The following is a 15,739-nucleotide window of genomic DNA, read 5'->3' as shown; positions in this document are numbered from 1 at the left end:
CATTGCCCGGCGCCACACCTTCCCTGACAATGGCACGCATGCGTATTCCCCGTCACCCTTTTACCTACACCCTGGTGGTCCTGGTCATGCTGACGGCTTTGGCCAGCGGCCCCGCCCTGGCGCAAGAGGTCCTGGTCACCAAGCGCGCCTCGGCGCTGCGCGACGGCCCGGCCGATAGCGCCGCCACCCTGGTTGCCCTGCCCGCCCAAACCCCACTGACCCGACTGCCCACGCGCCAGGGCCCGTGGATCCAGGTGAAAACCGCCGCCGGCGCCAGCGGTTGGATCCACCTGTTTGACGTGGGCTCTCCCACCGAGCAGGGAACCGTGGCCAGCGCCGCCACCGGCGCGCTGCGTGGCCTGTCCAACCTGTTCAACCGCGGCAGCGCACAAAACCAAAACACAGGGGGCCCCACGGCCACCGTAGGTATACGGGGCCTGGGCGCCGAAGACATTGCCAACGCGCAACCCAATATGGCTGCGCTGACCCAAGCCGAGGGCCAGCGCCAGGACGCCGCACAAGCGCGCCGTTTTGCGACCGACGCCAGCCTGGCCGCCCGCGCGGTAGACCCACTGCCCGTGCCTGCACCGCCTGCGCCCGTTCCCAACCCCAACTTCAAGGGGGCCTTGCCATGAAGCGCACCGTACTGAGCCTGTGCCTGGCTGCCTGCTTTGCTGCCGTCCCCGTGTCGCTGCAGGCGCAGGACGCCGGCAAGGCCTTGGGCGGCCTGTTCCAGAACCTGCTCAAGCCCAACCAGGGCGGTGGTGGTGGCCTGGGCCTCTCGCTGGGGGGCAACAACAATGCGGCCAACGCTGGCAATGCGGTGGACCTCGTGGGGCTGCTCTCACAGTCCCTGGAGCAGATTGACGAGCCCAAAGAAATCGAGATTGGTCGGCAATTGTCGGCCGTGCTGCTGGGTGCCAAGCCTCTGCACAAAGACGTGGCGCTGCAGCGCTATGTGAACCGGCTGGGCCGTTGGATCAGCCTGCAGTCCGCCCGGCCTGATTTGCCCTGGACCTTTGCGGTGCTGGACGACACGGGCTTCAACGCCTTTGCCGCCCCCGGTGGCTACATCTTCATCACCAAGGGCCTGGTGGATGCGGTGGCCGATGAGTCGGAGCTGGCAGGCATCCTGGCCCACGAAATCCACCACGTGGTGGGCAAACACCACCTCAAAGCCATGCGCAAGACCGCGCAAGCCGGCCTGCTGACCAAAGCTATTGCCTCGCAATTCAGCAACAACGTGCAGGGCATGGTGTCGGCCCAGCTGCTGGCCCTGGGCAAGGATCTGTACTCCAAGGGCCTGGACCAGGAAGACGAGCTGGACGCGGACCGCAGTGGTGTGGCCCTGGCCGCACGCGCGGGCTTTGACCCCTATGGCTTGGTGGCCGTGCTGCAGCAGTTGCGCACCGCCAAGCCCGACAACCCCGTCTTCACGCTGACCCTGAGCACCCACCCCGCCACCCAGGTGCGGCTGGACCAGTTGGAGGCGGCCATGGGCCAGCGGCTGGACGCATTGGCAGGCCAGCCCTCGCCTAGCATCCCACAGCGCCTGGCGCGCAATGCGGGCCGCTGAGTTGCCGCCGCTACCCCGGTGCTGAACCGCCGCGCGCTGCTGGCTACGCCACTGCTGGCAGGCGCCTGGCCCGCGGCGTGGGCCCTGCCGCCCAAGACTCTGCAGTTCCCCCGCGACGCGGGCAGCCACAACGACTTTGCCACCGAGTGGTGGTACCTCACGGGCTACGCCAATGTGGCAGGCCAGTCTGCGGCACTGGGCTTCCAGGTCACCTTCTTTCGCAGCCGTGTGGCGGCCACCCAGGGCATGCAATCACGCCTGGCGGCCAAGCAACTGCTGTTTGCCCATGCCGCTGTCACCGATGTGGCGGGCAACAAGCTGTGGCATGACCAGCGCATTGCCCGCTGGTCTGGCGAGCCCGCGGGTAGCAACCCGGCGGATACGGCCTCCGCCAGCCTGCAAGACACGGGCATGCTGCTGCGCGACTGGTCCTTGCGGCGCCAGGGCGGGGACCTTCAGGCCAAGGTGGCTGCGGGCGACTTCACACTCAACCTGATGTTTAAGGCCATCCAGCCTGTGCTGCTGCAGGGCAAAGGCGGCCTGTCCCGCAAGGGGCCGGAGGAGAAGCAGGCCAGCTACTACTACAGCCTGCCGCAGTTGCAGGTCAGCGGCAGCGTCACGCTGCAGGGCCAGACGCGCACCCTGGAGGCCGGCAGCACCGCCTGGTTGGACCATGAGTGGAGCCAAGAGGTGCTGCACCCGCAGGCCCAGGGCTGGGACTGGATTGGCATCAACCTGTTCGACGGCAGCGCGCTCACCGCCTTTCAGCTGCGCGACCGGCAAGGCGGCGCGCTGTGGGACGGTGGCTCGTTCCGCAGTGCGGCGGGTGTGCGCTACGCGTTCTCACGCGGTGAGGTGCTGTTCAAACCCACGCGCAGCTGGCGCAGTCCACTCAGCAAGGCCAGCTACCCTGTGGAATGGATCGTGCGCACCCCGGCCGATTTCTACACGGTGAAGGCCGTCATCGACAACCAGGAACTCGACAGCCGCGGCTCCACCGGCGCCATCTACTGGGAAGGCCTGAGCGAAGTCTGGGACAGCAACGGCAAGCTGGTCGGACGCGGCTACCTGGAGATGACGGGGTATGCGGCGGCGCTGAAGCTCTAGCCGTGCTGCAACAAACCGCAACAAACCGAAAACCGGCCGCTACAAATTCAATAGCTGCTCGCGCAATAATCACGGGGGCTATAGGCATATTTCGTTATATTTCCTCGACCACCTTGCCTCCACCGCCCTCACCCCCATCTAGGCAGCCATGACTTCTTCCGACCGCCCCAAAGCCACCAATCCCAAATCCCTCTCTGGCCTGCTGCCGTTTCTGCGGCCCTACCGGGGGCGCATTGGCATGGCGCTGGTGTTTCTGGTGCTGGCGGCGGGTGCCACACTGGCGTTTCCACTGGCGCTGCGCAGCCTGATTGACGGAGGACTGGTGCAGGCCGACAAGGGCGCACAGGTGATGGCATTGCGTGAACACTTTGCGGCGCTGTTTGCGGTGGCGGTGGCTCTGGGGCTGTTTTCGGCGGCGCGCTTTTACATGGTGAGCTGGCTGGGCGAACGCGTGACGGCCGATCTGCGCAACGCGGTGTACAGCCATGTGCTCAAGCAAAGCCCCGAGTTTTTTGAGACCACGCAGACGGGCGAGGTGCTGTCGCGCCTGTCGGCTGATACCACGCTGGTACAGACCGTGGTGGGTTCATCGCTCTCCATGGGCCTGCGCAATGCGGTGATGGGCATTGGCGCGCTGGGTGTGCTGGTGTGGACCAACCCGGTGGTGATGCTGCAGGTGCTGGTGGTGCTGGTTTTGGTGGTGGTGCCCAGCCTGTGGTTTGGCCGGCGTGTGCGCAAGCTCTCGCGCGCTTCGCAAGACCGCATTGCAGACTCCAGCGCGATTGCGGCCGAGGTCCTGAACGCGATTCCTGTGGTGCAAAGCTACACGGCCGAGGGGCGAGAGACCGCGCGCTTTGTCACCTCCACCGACAACGCATTCGAGACCGCCACCAAGCGCAGCCGCATGCGCGCGGTACTGGTCGCCTTCATCATCATTGCCACCAGTGCGGCACTGCTGTGGGGCCTGTACCAGGGCACACAAGCCGTGGCCGAAGGTCGCATCACGGCCGGGCATCTGGGCCAGACCGTGGTCTACGTGATCATCCTGGCCAGTGCGTTTGCGGTGCTGGGTGAGGTGTACGGTGACCTGCTGCGCGCCGCCGGTGCCACCGAGCGCCTGATGGAATTGCTGGGCACGCAGTCGCCCATCACTTCACCATCAAAACCTCTGCTAGCCCCTATGCCACCTGCGGGAAGCGCTATCAAATTTGAAGCGATTGATTTCCACTACCCCTCGCGCCCGCTGCAACCGGCGTTGCAAAACTTCAGTCTGAACGTGCAGCCCGGCCAGACCGTGGCCATCGTCGGGCCGAGCGGGGCGGGCAAGAGCACGGTGTTCCAGCTGCTGCTGCGCTACTACGACCCGCAAAGCGGTGGCATCGTGCTGGACGGCGTGGGCACGCGCGACATGGCGCTGGACGCATTGCGCCAGCGCGTGGGCATTGTCCCGCAGGACGCGGTGATCTTCTCCAGCAGTGCGCTGGAGAACATCCGCTACGGCAAGCCCGATGCGACCGATGCCGAAGTCAAGGCCGCCGCGCAAGCTGCATTCGCACACGAGTTCATCAGCGCCCTGCCCCAGGGCTATGACACCTTCCTGGGTGAGCGCGGTGTGCGCCTCTCGGGTGGGCAGCGTCAGCGCATTGCCATTGCACGCGCCATGCTCAAAAACCCGCCGTTGCTGCTGCTGGACGAAGCCACCAGCGCGCTGGACGCCGAGAGCGAACGCATGGTGCAGGCCGCACTCGAATCCGCCATGCGCGACCGCACCACGCTGGTCATCGCCCACCGCCTGGCCACGGTGCAAAAGGCCGATCTGATCGTGGTGCTGGACCACGGTAAGCTGGTGGAACAGGGCACGCACGCCGAGCTGGTAGCGCGTGGCGGCGTGTACGCCGGGCTGGCGGCGCTGCAGTTCAACGCCTGAACCACCAGTAGTGCCTAGCACCCCTCCGGGCGAGCGATCCATTGAAAAGAAGGGCTTAGACCCCTAAAATCAAGCGATCACCCTAGGAGAACTCTATGGACGTCAGCAAAGCCAAGCCCGCACAAGTGCAAGCGGCCCAAGCACTCAAGCGCACCGATGAGTCCCGGCAAACGCAGCAGCGAGAAGCTCAGGTCAAGGCGCAAGCCCCTAAAAAGGCGGAAGAGCCCAAGCGCCCGGTGGTGAATGCCCAAGGGCAAACCACCGGACGGCTGCTCAACGTCAGCGCCTGAGCCACAACACTCGCTCGCTGCCTAGGTAGACGGCCATGGTCGCCATCACCGCCACCAACAGCACGACGCCATCTTTGCAGGCGTCGCTGAGCATGGTGCGCCTGGAGCAGGCCAAGCGGGAGGCGGACACCGCTGAGGCCAAGGCCGAAAACCTGCGTGCCGAGGCCAACGATGCCGAACGCGACGCACAAGACCGCCAAGACAATGTGCGCGAGCTGAGCAGCAGCGCCAGCAAGCCCACCGACACCCCGGCCAGCAGCACCTACAGCGCGCCCACAAAGTCCAATTTCGTCGCCGTACCCACGGCCACCCAGGATTTTCTGGTGCGCATGTACAAGGCCACCAGCCCCCAGTTTGCCGCCAGCGGCAACCCTCTCAAGGACGACAGCAAGGCCGCCCCAGCCATCAACACGCTGGGCCAAGCCACGGGACGCATCGTCAACCTCAGCGTCTGACAACATTATTATTATTTTGCATAGTTTGCAAATGAAGTGGCCTTGGACAGGTCGCCGCGGCACGCCTACATTGCGGGCCATGACGACAACCATAAGGAGCTTTCATGTCGCAAGTCCTCGCTAACCCAGCGTCCCCCGCACAAACCGCAGCCACTACCCATGCGCTGCCTTCCTACCTGCAGGCCGACCACCTCGGCCCCTGGGGCATTTACCTGCAACAGGTGGACCGCGTTACGCCCTACCTGGGCCACCTGGCACGCTGGGCCGAAACCCTGAAGCGCCCCAAGCGCGCACTGATCGTGGATGTGCCTATCCAGCTGGACAACGGCACCGTGGCCCACTTTGAGGGCTACCGCGTGCAGCACAACACCTCGCGCGGCCCCGGCAAGGGCGGTGTGCGCTTTCACCAGGACGTGACCTTGTCCGAAGTCATGGCGCTCTCGGCCTGGATGTCGATCAAGAACGCCGCAGTGAACGTGCCCTACGGTGGCGCCAAGGGCGGCATTCGCGTCGACCCCAAGACCCTGTCGCGCGGCGAGCTGGAGCGCCTGACGCGCCGCTACACCAGCGAGATCGGCATCATCATCGGGCCCAACAAGGACATCCCTGCGCCTGATGTGAATACCAACGAGCAGATCATGGCGTGGATGATGGACACCTACTCCATGAACACCGGCTCCACCGCCACCGGCGTGGTGACTGGCAAGCCGATTGACCTCGGTGGCTCCCTCGGCCGCCGCGAAGCCACGGGCCGCGGCGTGTACACCGTGGGCGTAGAGGCCGCGCAGCACATTGGCTTGGATATTTCCAAAGCCCGCGTAGCCGTGCAGGGCTTTGGCAACGTGGGCGGTATCGCCGGCAAGCTGTTTGCCCAAGCTGGCGCCCGCGTGGTGGCCGTGCAAGACCATGGCGGCACCATTTACCAAGAGTCTGGCCTGGACGTGCCAGCCCTGCTGGCCCACGTGGCAGCCCATGGCTCGGTGGCAGGGTTCACACCGGCCGAGGTGATTGCCAACGACGCCTTCTGGGACGTGGACTGCGACATTCTGATTCCCGCAGCACTGGAGCAGCAAATTACCAAGGCCAATGCCGGGCGCATCAAAGCCAAGCTGGTCATCGAAGGCGCCAACGGCCCGACCACGCCGGAGGCCGATGACATTCTGCAAGAGCGCAATGTGCTGGTGCTGCCCGACGTGATCGCCAACGCGGGCGGGGTGACCGTGAGCTACTTTGAATGGGTGCAGGATTTCTCCAGCTTCTTCTGGAGCGAGGACGAGATCAACGCCCGCCTGGTGCGCATCATGAAGGAGGCCTTTGCCGGCGTCTGGAATGTGGCGCAAGACCACAAGGTGAGCCTGCGCACCGCCACCTTTATCGTGGCCTGCAAGCGCATCCTGCATGCGCGCGAACTGCGCGGTTTGTACCCCTGAGTCTTTGCATTGCTGGTGCGGGGAAGGTTTGAACTTCCCTGCGTTGCTCCCGCAGCAGACACGGCGCGAGTGCCTCCGTTCGTGTCCCCCGCCCGCTTTGCGGACTCCTCCTTTACCTCACTGCGACACTCACGCCATGCCTGCTGCTGCGGGTTGGCGTTCGTTATCACGAAGTCCGTCCCAATCCCAGGTAACGTCAGTTGACGTCAGACACTTTGCAGAGTTTTCAAGCACCTTTAATAGAGAAAATTACTCAATAGCTGCAAGGGGCACTTTCCATGGTTAGTATTGCCACGTTATTCCACAGCACCTTGCGGTAAACACAACGTTAGTGCAACAGGACTCCACCATGGATGAGGCTCTCAAGTATCTTCCGCTAGTCACCGTCTGTGTCACGGTCATTGGAGCGTCCGCCACCTTTCTCGTCGGCTTGCTCAAGTGGATAGCTCAACGAAAAACCGAACAAGAGCAAAGGCAATACGAGGCATTCCATAGAATGGTTTGCATTGCATCTGGCGTTGATGAGACAGGAAGAGTCATAAAAATGGCACAGCAAGTCGCCGCCATCTATCAGCTTCAAGCTTACAAACAGTATGCCTTTGCGGCAATTCCTGTCTTGCAGCAGCTGCGTTTTGAGCTTGGTGCGCCTACTGACCCCCGGGCTGATTACATTGAAACCGCGTTGAACAACACCATTAAAGCATTGTCAGAGCTCTAACAAGCCAATCATGTTCGCGCCCTTTGCTTGGAGCATATTGGCGACGTTGAGACTATGGGATTTCGCTGCCGCTTGCCCATCAGCCCCAGAGCAGCAGGCATGGGGTGAGCGTCGCAGCGAGGTAAAGGGGGAGGCCAAAGGCCGGAGGACACGAGCGGAGGCGCTTGCCCCATGCCTGCTGCGGGCGCCAGAAAAAATGCTGTGCTAAAAAACTACTGCAGGGGCTCTTTGAGCGCCTCGGGCAGGACAAAGGGCATCACATCAATGCCCTCCTCCGCCAGCTCACGTGCTTCTTTTTCCGTGGTGCGGCCACGGATGCCACGTTCTTCGGCCTCGCCATAGTGCATCTTGCGCGCCTCCTCGGCAAACTGCGACCCCACGTCGGTGGTGGTGGCCACCACGTGGCGCGCCATGGCCATCCACGCCGCAGCCAGGGCCGCGTTGTGGGGTGTCGTGGCCACTGCACTGCCGGTAGGAATAGAGGATGGGGCTTGGTCAGCAGCCTGCTCAGCCGTGGGCGCGCGGGCACCGGAAAGGTTCAAGCGAGGGGCGCTGAGTTTCTTGACCACCGAGGGATCGCCACACACTGGGCATTGCACCAACGCACGGGCGCACTGGGACACAAAATCGTCTTCCGACGCAAACCACCCTTCAAACGGGTGACCTTGGGCGCAATGAAGGTCCAGAACTTTCATGGCCGTATTGTCCGCCCTCAGGGCATGGGCAGTGCCGCGCCCCATTGCAAAGGCCAGCTGCCTTGCAGGACTTGTTGCAGCCACAGCGCCCCCGTCAGAGTTTTGGCATCGGTGACCCGGCCCTGTTGGCACCACTGCAGCAGTTCCTCCGGCGTGGCGGTGAACACTTCCAAAAATTCACCCGCGTCCAGCTTTGCAGCACCGGGCGTCAGGTCGCGGGCAAACCAGATGTCAATGAATTCGGTGGAATACGCAATCGCCGGGCGCATCTGGCCCGCGCGCGCCCATTCGGTGGCTGTGTAGCCGGTTTCCTCCAGCAGCTCACGCTGGGCACAGAACTGCACAGTCTCCCCTGCATCCAGCTTGCCAGCGGGAAACTCCACCATCACCTGGCCAATGGGGTAGCGAAACTGCCGCTCCAGCACCACACGGATCTGGCCCGCATCGTCCTGCAACAAGGGAATCACCATCACCGCACCGGGATGGACAAAGTATTCGCGGGTGGCGGAGCCACCGTCAGGCAAGGTGACGGTGTCACGAAAGGCATGCAGGAATTTTCCGTTCAGGATTTCTTCGCTGGAGTGCGTGTGCTCACGCAGGTGGTTATCGTCTTCCATAGAACGCGCTGGCGATCAGTCGCGCCGCTTGAGCAGATAGCGATAAACAAAGCCCGGGAAGGCGAACGTCATGAACAAGGCCCAGGTGATAGCAAAAAACTCCCAGCCCTGCGGGGTGATTTGTCCTGCGTGCTTCTCCAGCCCTGCGCCGACCGCGCCTGTCACACCATACCAAAGCAGGAGCTCCAACAGACGCAAACCCAGCGATTTACGCTGCGCTACGGGCAAAACGCCCATGAGTTTTTCGGTAAAGAACGGCAGGTTGGCACCCAACAGTGCCAACACCACCAACGCACCCACCGAGAAAGAATTGCCCATCAGCCGACTACGACTTCAGGTGCCCAGCATCTGCTTGATGGATGCTGCACACAGCGCCATCAGCCCGCTGGGGAACAGGCCCAACAGCAACACCAGGGCGCCGTTGATGCACAGCACCACACGCACATCGGTCGGTGCACTCACGGTGGTGGCGGTAATAGGTTCATCAAAGTACATGACCTTGATGAGACGCAGGTAGTAGAACGCACCAACCAGCGAGGTCAGCATGGCGAACACGGCCAATCCTAGGTAGAACGAATCACCCGAAGCGATCAAGGCTTGTAGCACCGACAACTTGGCATAGAAGCCCACCATAGGAGGAATACCTGCCAAGGAGAACAAGGCAATGGCCATGATGGCAGCGTACAACGGGCTGCGTTGGTTCAGACCGGCAAAGTCAGCGATCTCTTCACTCTCAAAGCCTTCGCGCGAGAGCAGCAAAATCACGCCAAAGCTAGCCAACGTTGTCAGCACGTAGCTGATCACGTAGAACATGGCAGAGCTGTAGGCATTGGCTGCAGAAGCAATATTTCCGTTGACCACACCCGACATCAGTCCCAGCAGCACAAAGCCGATCTGGGCAATGGTGGAAAAGGCCAGCATGCGCTTCACGTTGGTTTGTGCAATGGCGGCAAAGTTGCCGATCAGCAGGGAGCCTACTGCCAGCACCATCAGCATCTGTTGCCAGTCACCGGCCAGAGGCAGCATGCCTTCGACCAGCAAGCGCATAACGATGGCAAATGCAGCCAACTTGGGCGCCGCACCAATCATCAGCGTCACCGCCGTGGGCGCGCCTTGGTACACGTCGGGAATCCACATGTGGAACGGCACGGCACCCAGTTTGAATGCCAAGCCCGCCACGATAAAGACCAGACCAAACACCAACACACCATGTTGGTACTTGCCGGACGAAATGGCCCGGAACACCTCATTCACGTCCAAAGAGCCGGTAGCCCCGTAGAACATGGACATGCCATAGAGCAGAAAGCCCGACGCCATGGCACCCAGTACAAAGTACTTCATGGCGGCTTCAGTCGCAGTCGCGTTGTCGCGGCGCAGCGCCACCAGCGCGTAGCTGGACAGGGTCAACAGCTCCAGCCCCAGGTAGGTCACCAGGAAGTTATTGCCGGAGATCATGACGAACATGCCCAGCAAGGCAAACAGACTGAGCGTGAACATCTCGCCACCGCGCAGCATGTCGCGCTGGCTCGCGTAGGGGCGACCGTAAACCAAGGTCACCATCACCGCCAGCGTGGCAAAGCACTTGAGCCAATTGCCCATGGAGTCACTGACCACCATGTTGCCAAAGCCGTAGACGGTTTGGCTTACGCCCAACCAAGCTTGCATCGCACCTGTACCAAGGCTTGCTTGCAACAAGGCCACCACCGCCAGCGTCAGCAAAGTGAGCACATAGGTGACACTGCGCAACGGTGTCTTGACACCCAAATCGGCGATGGCGATGACACAGGCCATCACCATGAGCACGATCTCGGGGTACACCGTGATCCAACTGAGTTTGTCAATCATCATTCGTCTCTCAATTCAGTCTGATCAGTTCAACTTGGACACTGCCACATGCTTGAGCAGCTGGGCCACCGAAGCGTCCATGACATCGGTGAAGGGCTTGGGGTAGAGACCCATGTACAGCACAGCAGCGGCCAGCAACGCCAGCATCAGGAATTCACGCGCATTGATGTCCACCAGGGCTTTCACATCGTCGTTGGCCACGGGGCCCAAGTACACGCGCTTGAACATCCACAGCGTATAGGCCGCACCGAAGATCAAGGCGCTGGCGGCCGCAAAACCGATCCAGAAGTTGAACTTCACGGCACCCAGAATCACCATCCACTCGCCCACGAAACCGGCTGTTCCTGGCAAGCCGCAATTGGCCATGGAGAACAACAGCGCAAACGCAGCGAACTTGGGCATGGTGTTGACCACGCCACCATAGCTGGAAATTTCACGGGAGTGCACGCGGTCATACAGCACGCCAATAGACAAGAACATCGCGCCGGACACAAAGCCGTGGGCAATCATTTGCACTAAGCCACCGGAAACACCGAGGTCGTTGAAGATAAAGAAGCCCAGGGTCACGAAGCCCATGTGGGCCACCGACGAGTAGGCCACTAGCTTCTTCATGTCCTGCTGCACCATGGCGACCAGGCCAACATACACCACAGCAATCAGCGACAGCGCAATCATGGTCGCGCCCCATTCGTGGGCCGCATCAGGTGCGATCGGCATGGAGAAGCGCAAGAACCCATAGGCACCCAGCTTCAACATGATGGCGGCCAGCACGGCGGAACCACCCGTGGGCGCTTCCACGTGCACATCGGGCAACCAGGTGTGTACAGGCCACATGGGTACCTTCACCGCAAATGCCGCAAAGAACGCAAAGAACAACAAAGTCTGGGGCGTACGAGCCAATGGCAACGCATGCCAGGTGGCCAGATCAAAGCTGCCACCAGACTTGGTATACAGGTAGATCAGCGCCACCAGCATGAGCAAGGAGCCCATCAAGGTGTAGAGGAAGAACTTGAAGGCCGCGTAGATCTTGTTCGGGCCGCCCCAGATACCGATGATCAAGTACATCGGAATCAGTGTGGCTTCGAAGAACACGTAGAACAGCAAGCCGTCCAGTGCAGTGAACACACCAATCATCAATCCGCTGAGGATCAGGAACGCGCCCATGTACTGGTTCACGCGCTGGGTAATGACTTCCCAGCCCGCAATCACCACCACCACATTGATGAAGGCGGTGAGCAGCACAAACCAGAAGGAAATGCCGTCCACACCCAGGTGGTAATTGACATTGAAGCGTTCAATCCAGCGGGCGTTTTCCACGAACTGCATGGCAGCCGTGGCATTGTCAAACTGGCCATACAACGGCAACGTCACCAGCAAACTGACCACGGACCCGATCAACGCGATCCAGCGCACCACACCGGCATGCTCATCGCGCCCGAACGCCAACAGCACTAGGCCGAAGGCAATGGGAGTCCAAATTGCAAGGCTCAACAAACCCATATTATTTTTCTCCTTAGCGGCCAAGCCATTGAACAACCATGGGCCATGTCACAAAGTAGGACATGATCAAGAACACGCCCAAAATCATGACCAGCGCGTAGTGGTACAGGTAGCCAGACTGCGCCTGACGCACCAGACCCGACACCCAACCCACCAGCTTCCACGATCCGTTGACCACGGCCCCATCGATGATGGCTTGGTCGCCCACCTTCCACAGCCCCATGCCCAATCCGCGAGCGCCACGGGCCAGGATGTTCTCGTTGATCCAGTCGAGGTAGTACTTGTTTTCCAACAGGTTGAAAATCGGCATCACGTTGCGCTTAATGGCGGCGGGAACCGCAGGGAACACCATGTACATCAGGTACGCCGTCACCACGCCTGCCAGTGCCAGCCAGAAAGGCAAGGTCGTGAATGCGTGCATGGCCATTTGCAACGGATCCTGGAAGGCATGGGCCAGCTCTTCCATGGCCGGATGCTTCTCGAGATTGACCGCAATCACGCCCTTGAAGAAGTCACCAAACAGCATGGGCTGGATCGTCAGGTAACCAATCAGCACTGAGGGAATCGCCAGCAACACCAACGGCACCGTCACCACCCAAGGGGATTCGTGCGGCACATGGTGGTCGTCGTGGTGATGGTGCGGATCGGGCTCTTCCTCTGCACCATGGTGATGGGCATCGGGATTCTGGTCAAAGCGTTCTTTGCCATGGAACACCAGGAAGTACATGCGGAAGGAATAGAACGCCGTGACAAACACCCCCGCTAACACCGCAAACGAGGCAAAACCAGCGCCGGGCAGATGGCTTTCATGCACGGCTTCAATGATGCTGTCCTTGGAATAAAAACCAGCGAACAGCGGAGTGCCGATCAGGGCCAGCGAACCCAGCAAGGATGTGATCCAAGTGATAGGCATGTACTTGCGCAAGCCACCCATCCAGCGAATGTCCTGGTTGTGGTGCACCCCCATGATCACGGAGCCTGCGGCAAGGAACAGCAAAGCCTTGAAGAACGCGTGCGTCATCAGATGGAACACGGCGACGGAATAGGCAGAAGCACCGAGCGCCACGGTCATGTAACCCAGCTGCGACAGCGTGGAGTACGCGACCACGCGCTTGATGTCGTTCTGGATGATGCCCAAAAAGCCCATAAACAAGGCGGTAATGGCACCAATCACCAAGATGAAGTTCAGCGCCGTGTCGCTCAACTCAAACAAGGGCGACATGCGTGCCACCATGAAGATACCGGCGGTCACCATGGTCGCGGCGTGGATCAACGCGGAGATGGGTGTGGGGCCCTCCATGGAGTCTGGCAACCACACATGCAATGGGAACTGGGCCGACTTGCCCATGGCACCGATGAACAGGCAAATACAGATCACGGTGATCAGCATCCAGTCGGTTCCAGGGAAGGACAGTTGCGCCAGCGCATCTGCCTTGGCAAAGACTTCCGCATAGTTCAGCGTCCCGCCAAAGGCCACAATGAGGCCAATGCCGAGGATGAACCCGAAGTCACCCACGCGGTTGACCAGGAAGGCCTTCATGTTGGCGAAGATGGCGGTCGGCTTGTTGAACCAGAAACCAATCAACAAATAAGACACCAAGCCCACAGCCTCCCAGCCAAAGAACAACTGCAGCAGGTTGTTGCTCATCACCAGCATCAGCATGGCAAAGGTGAACAGGGAGATGTAGGCGAAGAAGCGGTTGTAGCCTTCGTCCTCTTCCATGTAGCCCACGGTGTAGAGGTGCACCATCAGCGACACAAAGGTCACCACGCACATCATCATGGCGGTCAGACCATCCACCAGAAAGCCAACCTCCATTTTCAAGCCACCCACCACCATCCAGGTGTAGAGGGTTTCGCTGAAACGGGCGCCGTCCAGTACTACGGACTTCAAGGTGGCAGCCGACAACACAAAGGCCACCAGCACACCCAAGATGGTCAGTGTGTGGCTCAGCTTGCGGCCAATCCAGTTACCGCCAAAGCGGGTACCAAACACGCCTGCGAGCAAGGAGCCCACCAGGGGTGCCAGGGGAACTGCCAACAACGTAGAAGCAGAAAGGGTTTGACTCATTTCGGTTAGCCCTTCAGCGTATTGAGTTCATCGACGCTGATACTGGACTTGTTGCGGAACAACAGAACCAGAATGGCCAAGCCAATGGCCGACTCGGCAGCCGCCACGGTCAGAATGAAGAACACGAAGATTTGTCCGTGCATGTCGTGCAGGTAGTGCGAGAAGGCTACGAAATTCGTATTCACGGCCAGCAGCATCAACTCAATCGCCATCAGCAACACGATAAGGTTGCGACGATTCAAGAAAATACCTACCACCGACAGCGCGAACAGCATCGCGCCCAACGACAGGAAATGTCCTAAGGTCAAGGTCATACTTTGGTCTCCGCTTGCGACTCACCCGCTTCAGGGGCTTGGGCAGCTTGTGTTGCGGCCATCTTCACCACGGTCATCCGGTCACGCGACATCACGCGCACCTGGTCACCAGGGCTTACATACTTGCTGTCCTTGCGGGTGCGCAGCGTCAAGGCAATCGCGGCAATCACAGCCACCAGCAAGATGGCGGCTGCCACTTCCAGTGGCAACAAGTACTGCGTGTACAACAACTTGCCCAACTCTTTGGTGTTGGAGACGCCGACCACCGCAGCCGCATTCGCGGCCTGGGGGTCATCCACCACGCGGAAACCACCCATCAGCACGGCGGCCATTTCCAGGGCAATGATCACGCCAACCAAAGCAGCGAGCGGGAAATGTTTCCAGAAACCGATGCGGAGGTTTTCCACATTGATATCCATCATCATCACCACAAACAGGAACAGCACCATCACCGCGCCCACGTACACCAGCACCAAGGTGATGGACAAAAACTCTGCCTTCAACAGCATCCAAACCATGGCCGCCTGAAAGAAGGTCAGCACCAGGAACAGGGCAGCGTGGACAGGGTTGCGTGCCGTGATGACCCGGAAGGCTGCGAACAGCAGCACGGCCGAGAACACGTAAAAAAGACCGGTCGTAACACTCATGATTCAAACACTTTCTTGCGACGGATCAGCGGTACTTGGCATCTGCCTGCTTGGCAGCAGCGATTTCGTTTTCATAACGATCGCCCACCGCCAACAGCATCTCTTTGGTGAAGTACAGATCGCCACGCTTCTCACCGTGGTATTCCAGAATGTGGGTTTCCACAATTGAATCTACCGGGCAGCTCTCTTCGCAGAAGCCGCAAAAAATGCACTTGGTGAGGTCGATGTCGTAGCGGGTCGTGCGGCGCGAGCCATCGCTGCGCACATCCGACTCGATGGTGATCGCCATGGCGGGGCACACGGCTTCACACAGCTTGCAGGCAATGCAGCGCTCTTCGCCATTTTCATAGCGGCGCAAAGCGTGCAAGCCACGGAAGCGGGGGGACAGCGGCGTCTTTTCCTCAGGGAACTGCACGGTGATCTTGCGTCGAAACGCATAGCGCCCGGTCAATGCCAGACCCTTGAACAACTCAACCAGCAAAAAGCTGTAGAGAAAATCCTTGAGAGAAAAAGCGGATGGCATACGGGCCACAGAATTGGTAGTCAT

The 15,739-nt window shown here is 60.5% G+C and carries 17 protein-coding genes; 8 read left to right on the top strand and 9 right to left on the bottom strand.

The features are described 5' to 3' along the window. Positions 1–38: 38 nt before the first annotated feature. The 8 genes from J2X15_RS15215 (at position 39) to J2X15_RS15180 (ending at position 7,503) form a co-directional block, all read left to right on the top strand. A complete protein-coding gene (locus tag J2X15_RS15215; protein WP_310344244.1) occupies positions 39–635 on the top strand; it encodes an SH3 domain-containing protein in 597 nt (198 codons plus the stop codon). Beyond that, positions 632–1,576, top strand: coding sequence for a M48 family metalloprotease (locus tag J2X15_RS15210; protein WP_310344243.1), 945 nt, complete (start codon positions 632–634; stop codon positions 1,574–1,576). Before J2X15_RS15215 ends, J2X15_RS15210 begins: the two co-directional genes overlap by 4 nt. A gap of 18 nt (positions 1,577–1,594) precedes the next feature. Continuing rightward, a complete protein-coding gene (locus J2X15_RS15205) occupies positions 1,595–2,683 on the top strand; it encodes a lipocalin-like domain-containing protein (protein ID WP_409034290.1) in 1,089 nt (362 codons plus the stop codon). A gap of 148 nt (positions 2,684–2,831) precedes the next feature. Next, positions 2,832–4,610 carry an ABC transporter transmembrane domain-containing protein gene (locus J2X15_RS15200; RefSeq protein ID WP_310344241.1) on the top strand — a complete coding sequence of 593 codons (1,779 nt, stop codon included), beginning with the start codon at positions 2,832–2,834 and terminating at the stop codon, positions 4,608–4,610. Between the two features lie 95 nt (positions 4,611–4,705). Further along, positions 4,706–4,900, top strand: a complete 195-nt coding sequence (locus J2X15_RS15195) for a hypothetical protein (protein ID WP_310344239.1) — start codon at positions 4,706–4,708, stop codon at positions 4,898–4,900. Positions 4,901–4,935: 35 nt separating this feature from the next. Next, positions 4,936–5,355 carry a hypothetical protein gene (locus J2X15_RS15190; RefSeq protein WP_310344237.1) on the top strand — a complete coding sequence of 140 codons (420 nt, stop codon included), beginning with the start codon at positions 4,936–4,938 and terminating at the stop codon, positions 5,353–5,355. 104 nt (positions 5,356–5,459) lie between these two features. Beyond that, positions 5,460–6,785 carry a Glu/Leu/Phe/Val family dehydrogenase gene (locus tag J2X15_RS15185; RefSeq protein WP_310344235.1) on the top strand — a complete coding sequence of 442 codons (1,326 nt, stop codon included), beginning with the start codon at positions 5,460–5,462 and terminating at the stop codon, positions 6,783–6,785. 349 nt (positions 6,786–7,134) lie between these two features. Continuing rightward, on the top strand, positions 7,135–7,503 hold the full coding sequence (locus J2X15_RS15180; RefSeq protein ID WP_310344234.1) for a hypothetical protein: 369 nt from the start codon (positions 7,135–7,137) through the stop codon (positions 7,501–7,503). 212 nt (positions 7,504–7,715) lie between these two features. Here the strand turns inward: J2X15_RS15180 and J2X15_RS15175 are convergent, their stop codons facing one another. The 9 genes from J2X15_RS15175 to nuoI are packed head-to-tail and all read right to left on the bottom strand — an operon-like array spanning position 7,716 to position 15,739. Further along, the gene (locus J2X15_RS15175) at positions 7,716–8,198 is read right to left on the bottom strand and encodes a DUF1178 family protein (RefSeq protein WP_310344233.1); all 483 of its coding nucleotides are present in this window, start codon (positions 8,196–8,198) and stop codon (positions 7,716–7,718) included. 17 nt (positions 8,199–8,215) lie between these two features. Beyond that, positions 8,216–8,815: an NUDIX domain-containing protein gene (locus J2X15_RS15170; protein ID WP_310344232.1), complete on the bottom strand. Its 600-nt coding sequence runs from the start codon at positions 8,813–8,815 to the stop codon at positions 8,216–8,218. Positions 8,816–8,830: 15 nt separating this feature from the next. Next, entirely contained in the window at positions 8,831–9,133 is a 303-nt protein-coding gene (locus tag J2X15_RS15165) for a DUF2818 family protein (RefSeq protein ID WP_310344230.1), read from the bottom strand. 15 nt (positions 9,134–9,148) lie between these two features. Continuing rightward, positions 9,149–10,660 carry an NADH-quinone oxidoreductase subunit NuoN gene (gene nuoN / locus J2X15_RS15160; protein WP_310344229.1) on the bottom strand — a complete coding sequence of 504 codons (1,512 nt, stop codon included), beginning with the start codon at positions 10,658–10,660 and terminating at the stop codon, positions 9,149–9,151. A 24-nt stretch (positions 10,661–10,684) separates the two neighbouring features. Further along, positions 10,685–12,160 carry an NADH-quinone oxidoreductase subunit M gene (locus J2X15_RS15155; RefSeq protein ID WP_310344228.1) on the bottom strand — a complete coding sequence of 492 codons (1,476 nt, stop codon included), beginning with the start codon at positions 12,158–12,160 and terminating at the stop codon, positions 10,685–10,687. Positions 12,161–12,173: 13 nt separating this feature from the next. After that, the gene (nuoL, locus tag J2X15_RS15150; protein ID WP_310344227.1) at positions 12,174–14,231 is read right to left on the bottom strand and encodes an NADH-quinone oxidoreductase subunit L; all 2,058 of its coding nucleotides are present in this window, start codon (positions 14,229–14,231) and stop codon (positions 12,174–12,176) included. 5 nt (positions 14,232–14,236) lie between these two features. After that, the gene (nuoK, locus tag J2X15_RS15145; RefSeq protein ID WP_138514852.1) at positions 14,237–14,545 is read right to left on the bottom strand and encodes an NADH-quinone oxidoreductase subunit NuoK; all 309 of its coding nucleotides are present in this window, start codon (positions 14,543–14,545) and stop codon (positions 14,237–14,239) included. Beyond that, positions 14,542–15,192 carry an NADH-quinone oxidoreductase subunit J gene (locus tag J2X15_RS15140; protein WP_310344224.1) on the bottom strand — a complete coding sequence of 217 codons (651 nt, stop codon included), beginning with the start codon at positions 15,190–15,192 and terminating at the stop codon, positions 14,542–14,544. The genes nuoK and J2X15_RS15140 overlap by 4 nt, the downstream gene beginning before the upstream one ends. Positions 15,193–15,217: 25 nt before the next feature. Next, on the bottom strand, positions 15,218–15,739 hold the full coding sequence (nuoI, locus tag J2X15_RS15135; protein ID WP_310344222.1) for an NADH-quinone oxidoreductase subunit NuoI: 522 nt from the start codon (positions 15,737–15,739) through the stop codon (positions 15,218–15,220).

Origin of the sequence: Rhodoferax saidenbachensis (genome assembly GCF_031457975.1) — a bacterium.
In the GTDB taxonomy this organism is placed as follows: Bacteria; Pseudomonadota; Gammaproteobacteria; order Burkholderiales; family Burkholderiaceae_C; genus Allorhodoferax; species Allorhodoferax saidenbachensis_A.
This window is presented reverse-complemented; position numbering and strand designations above follow the sequence as displayed.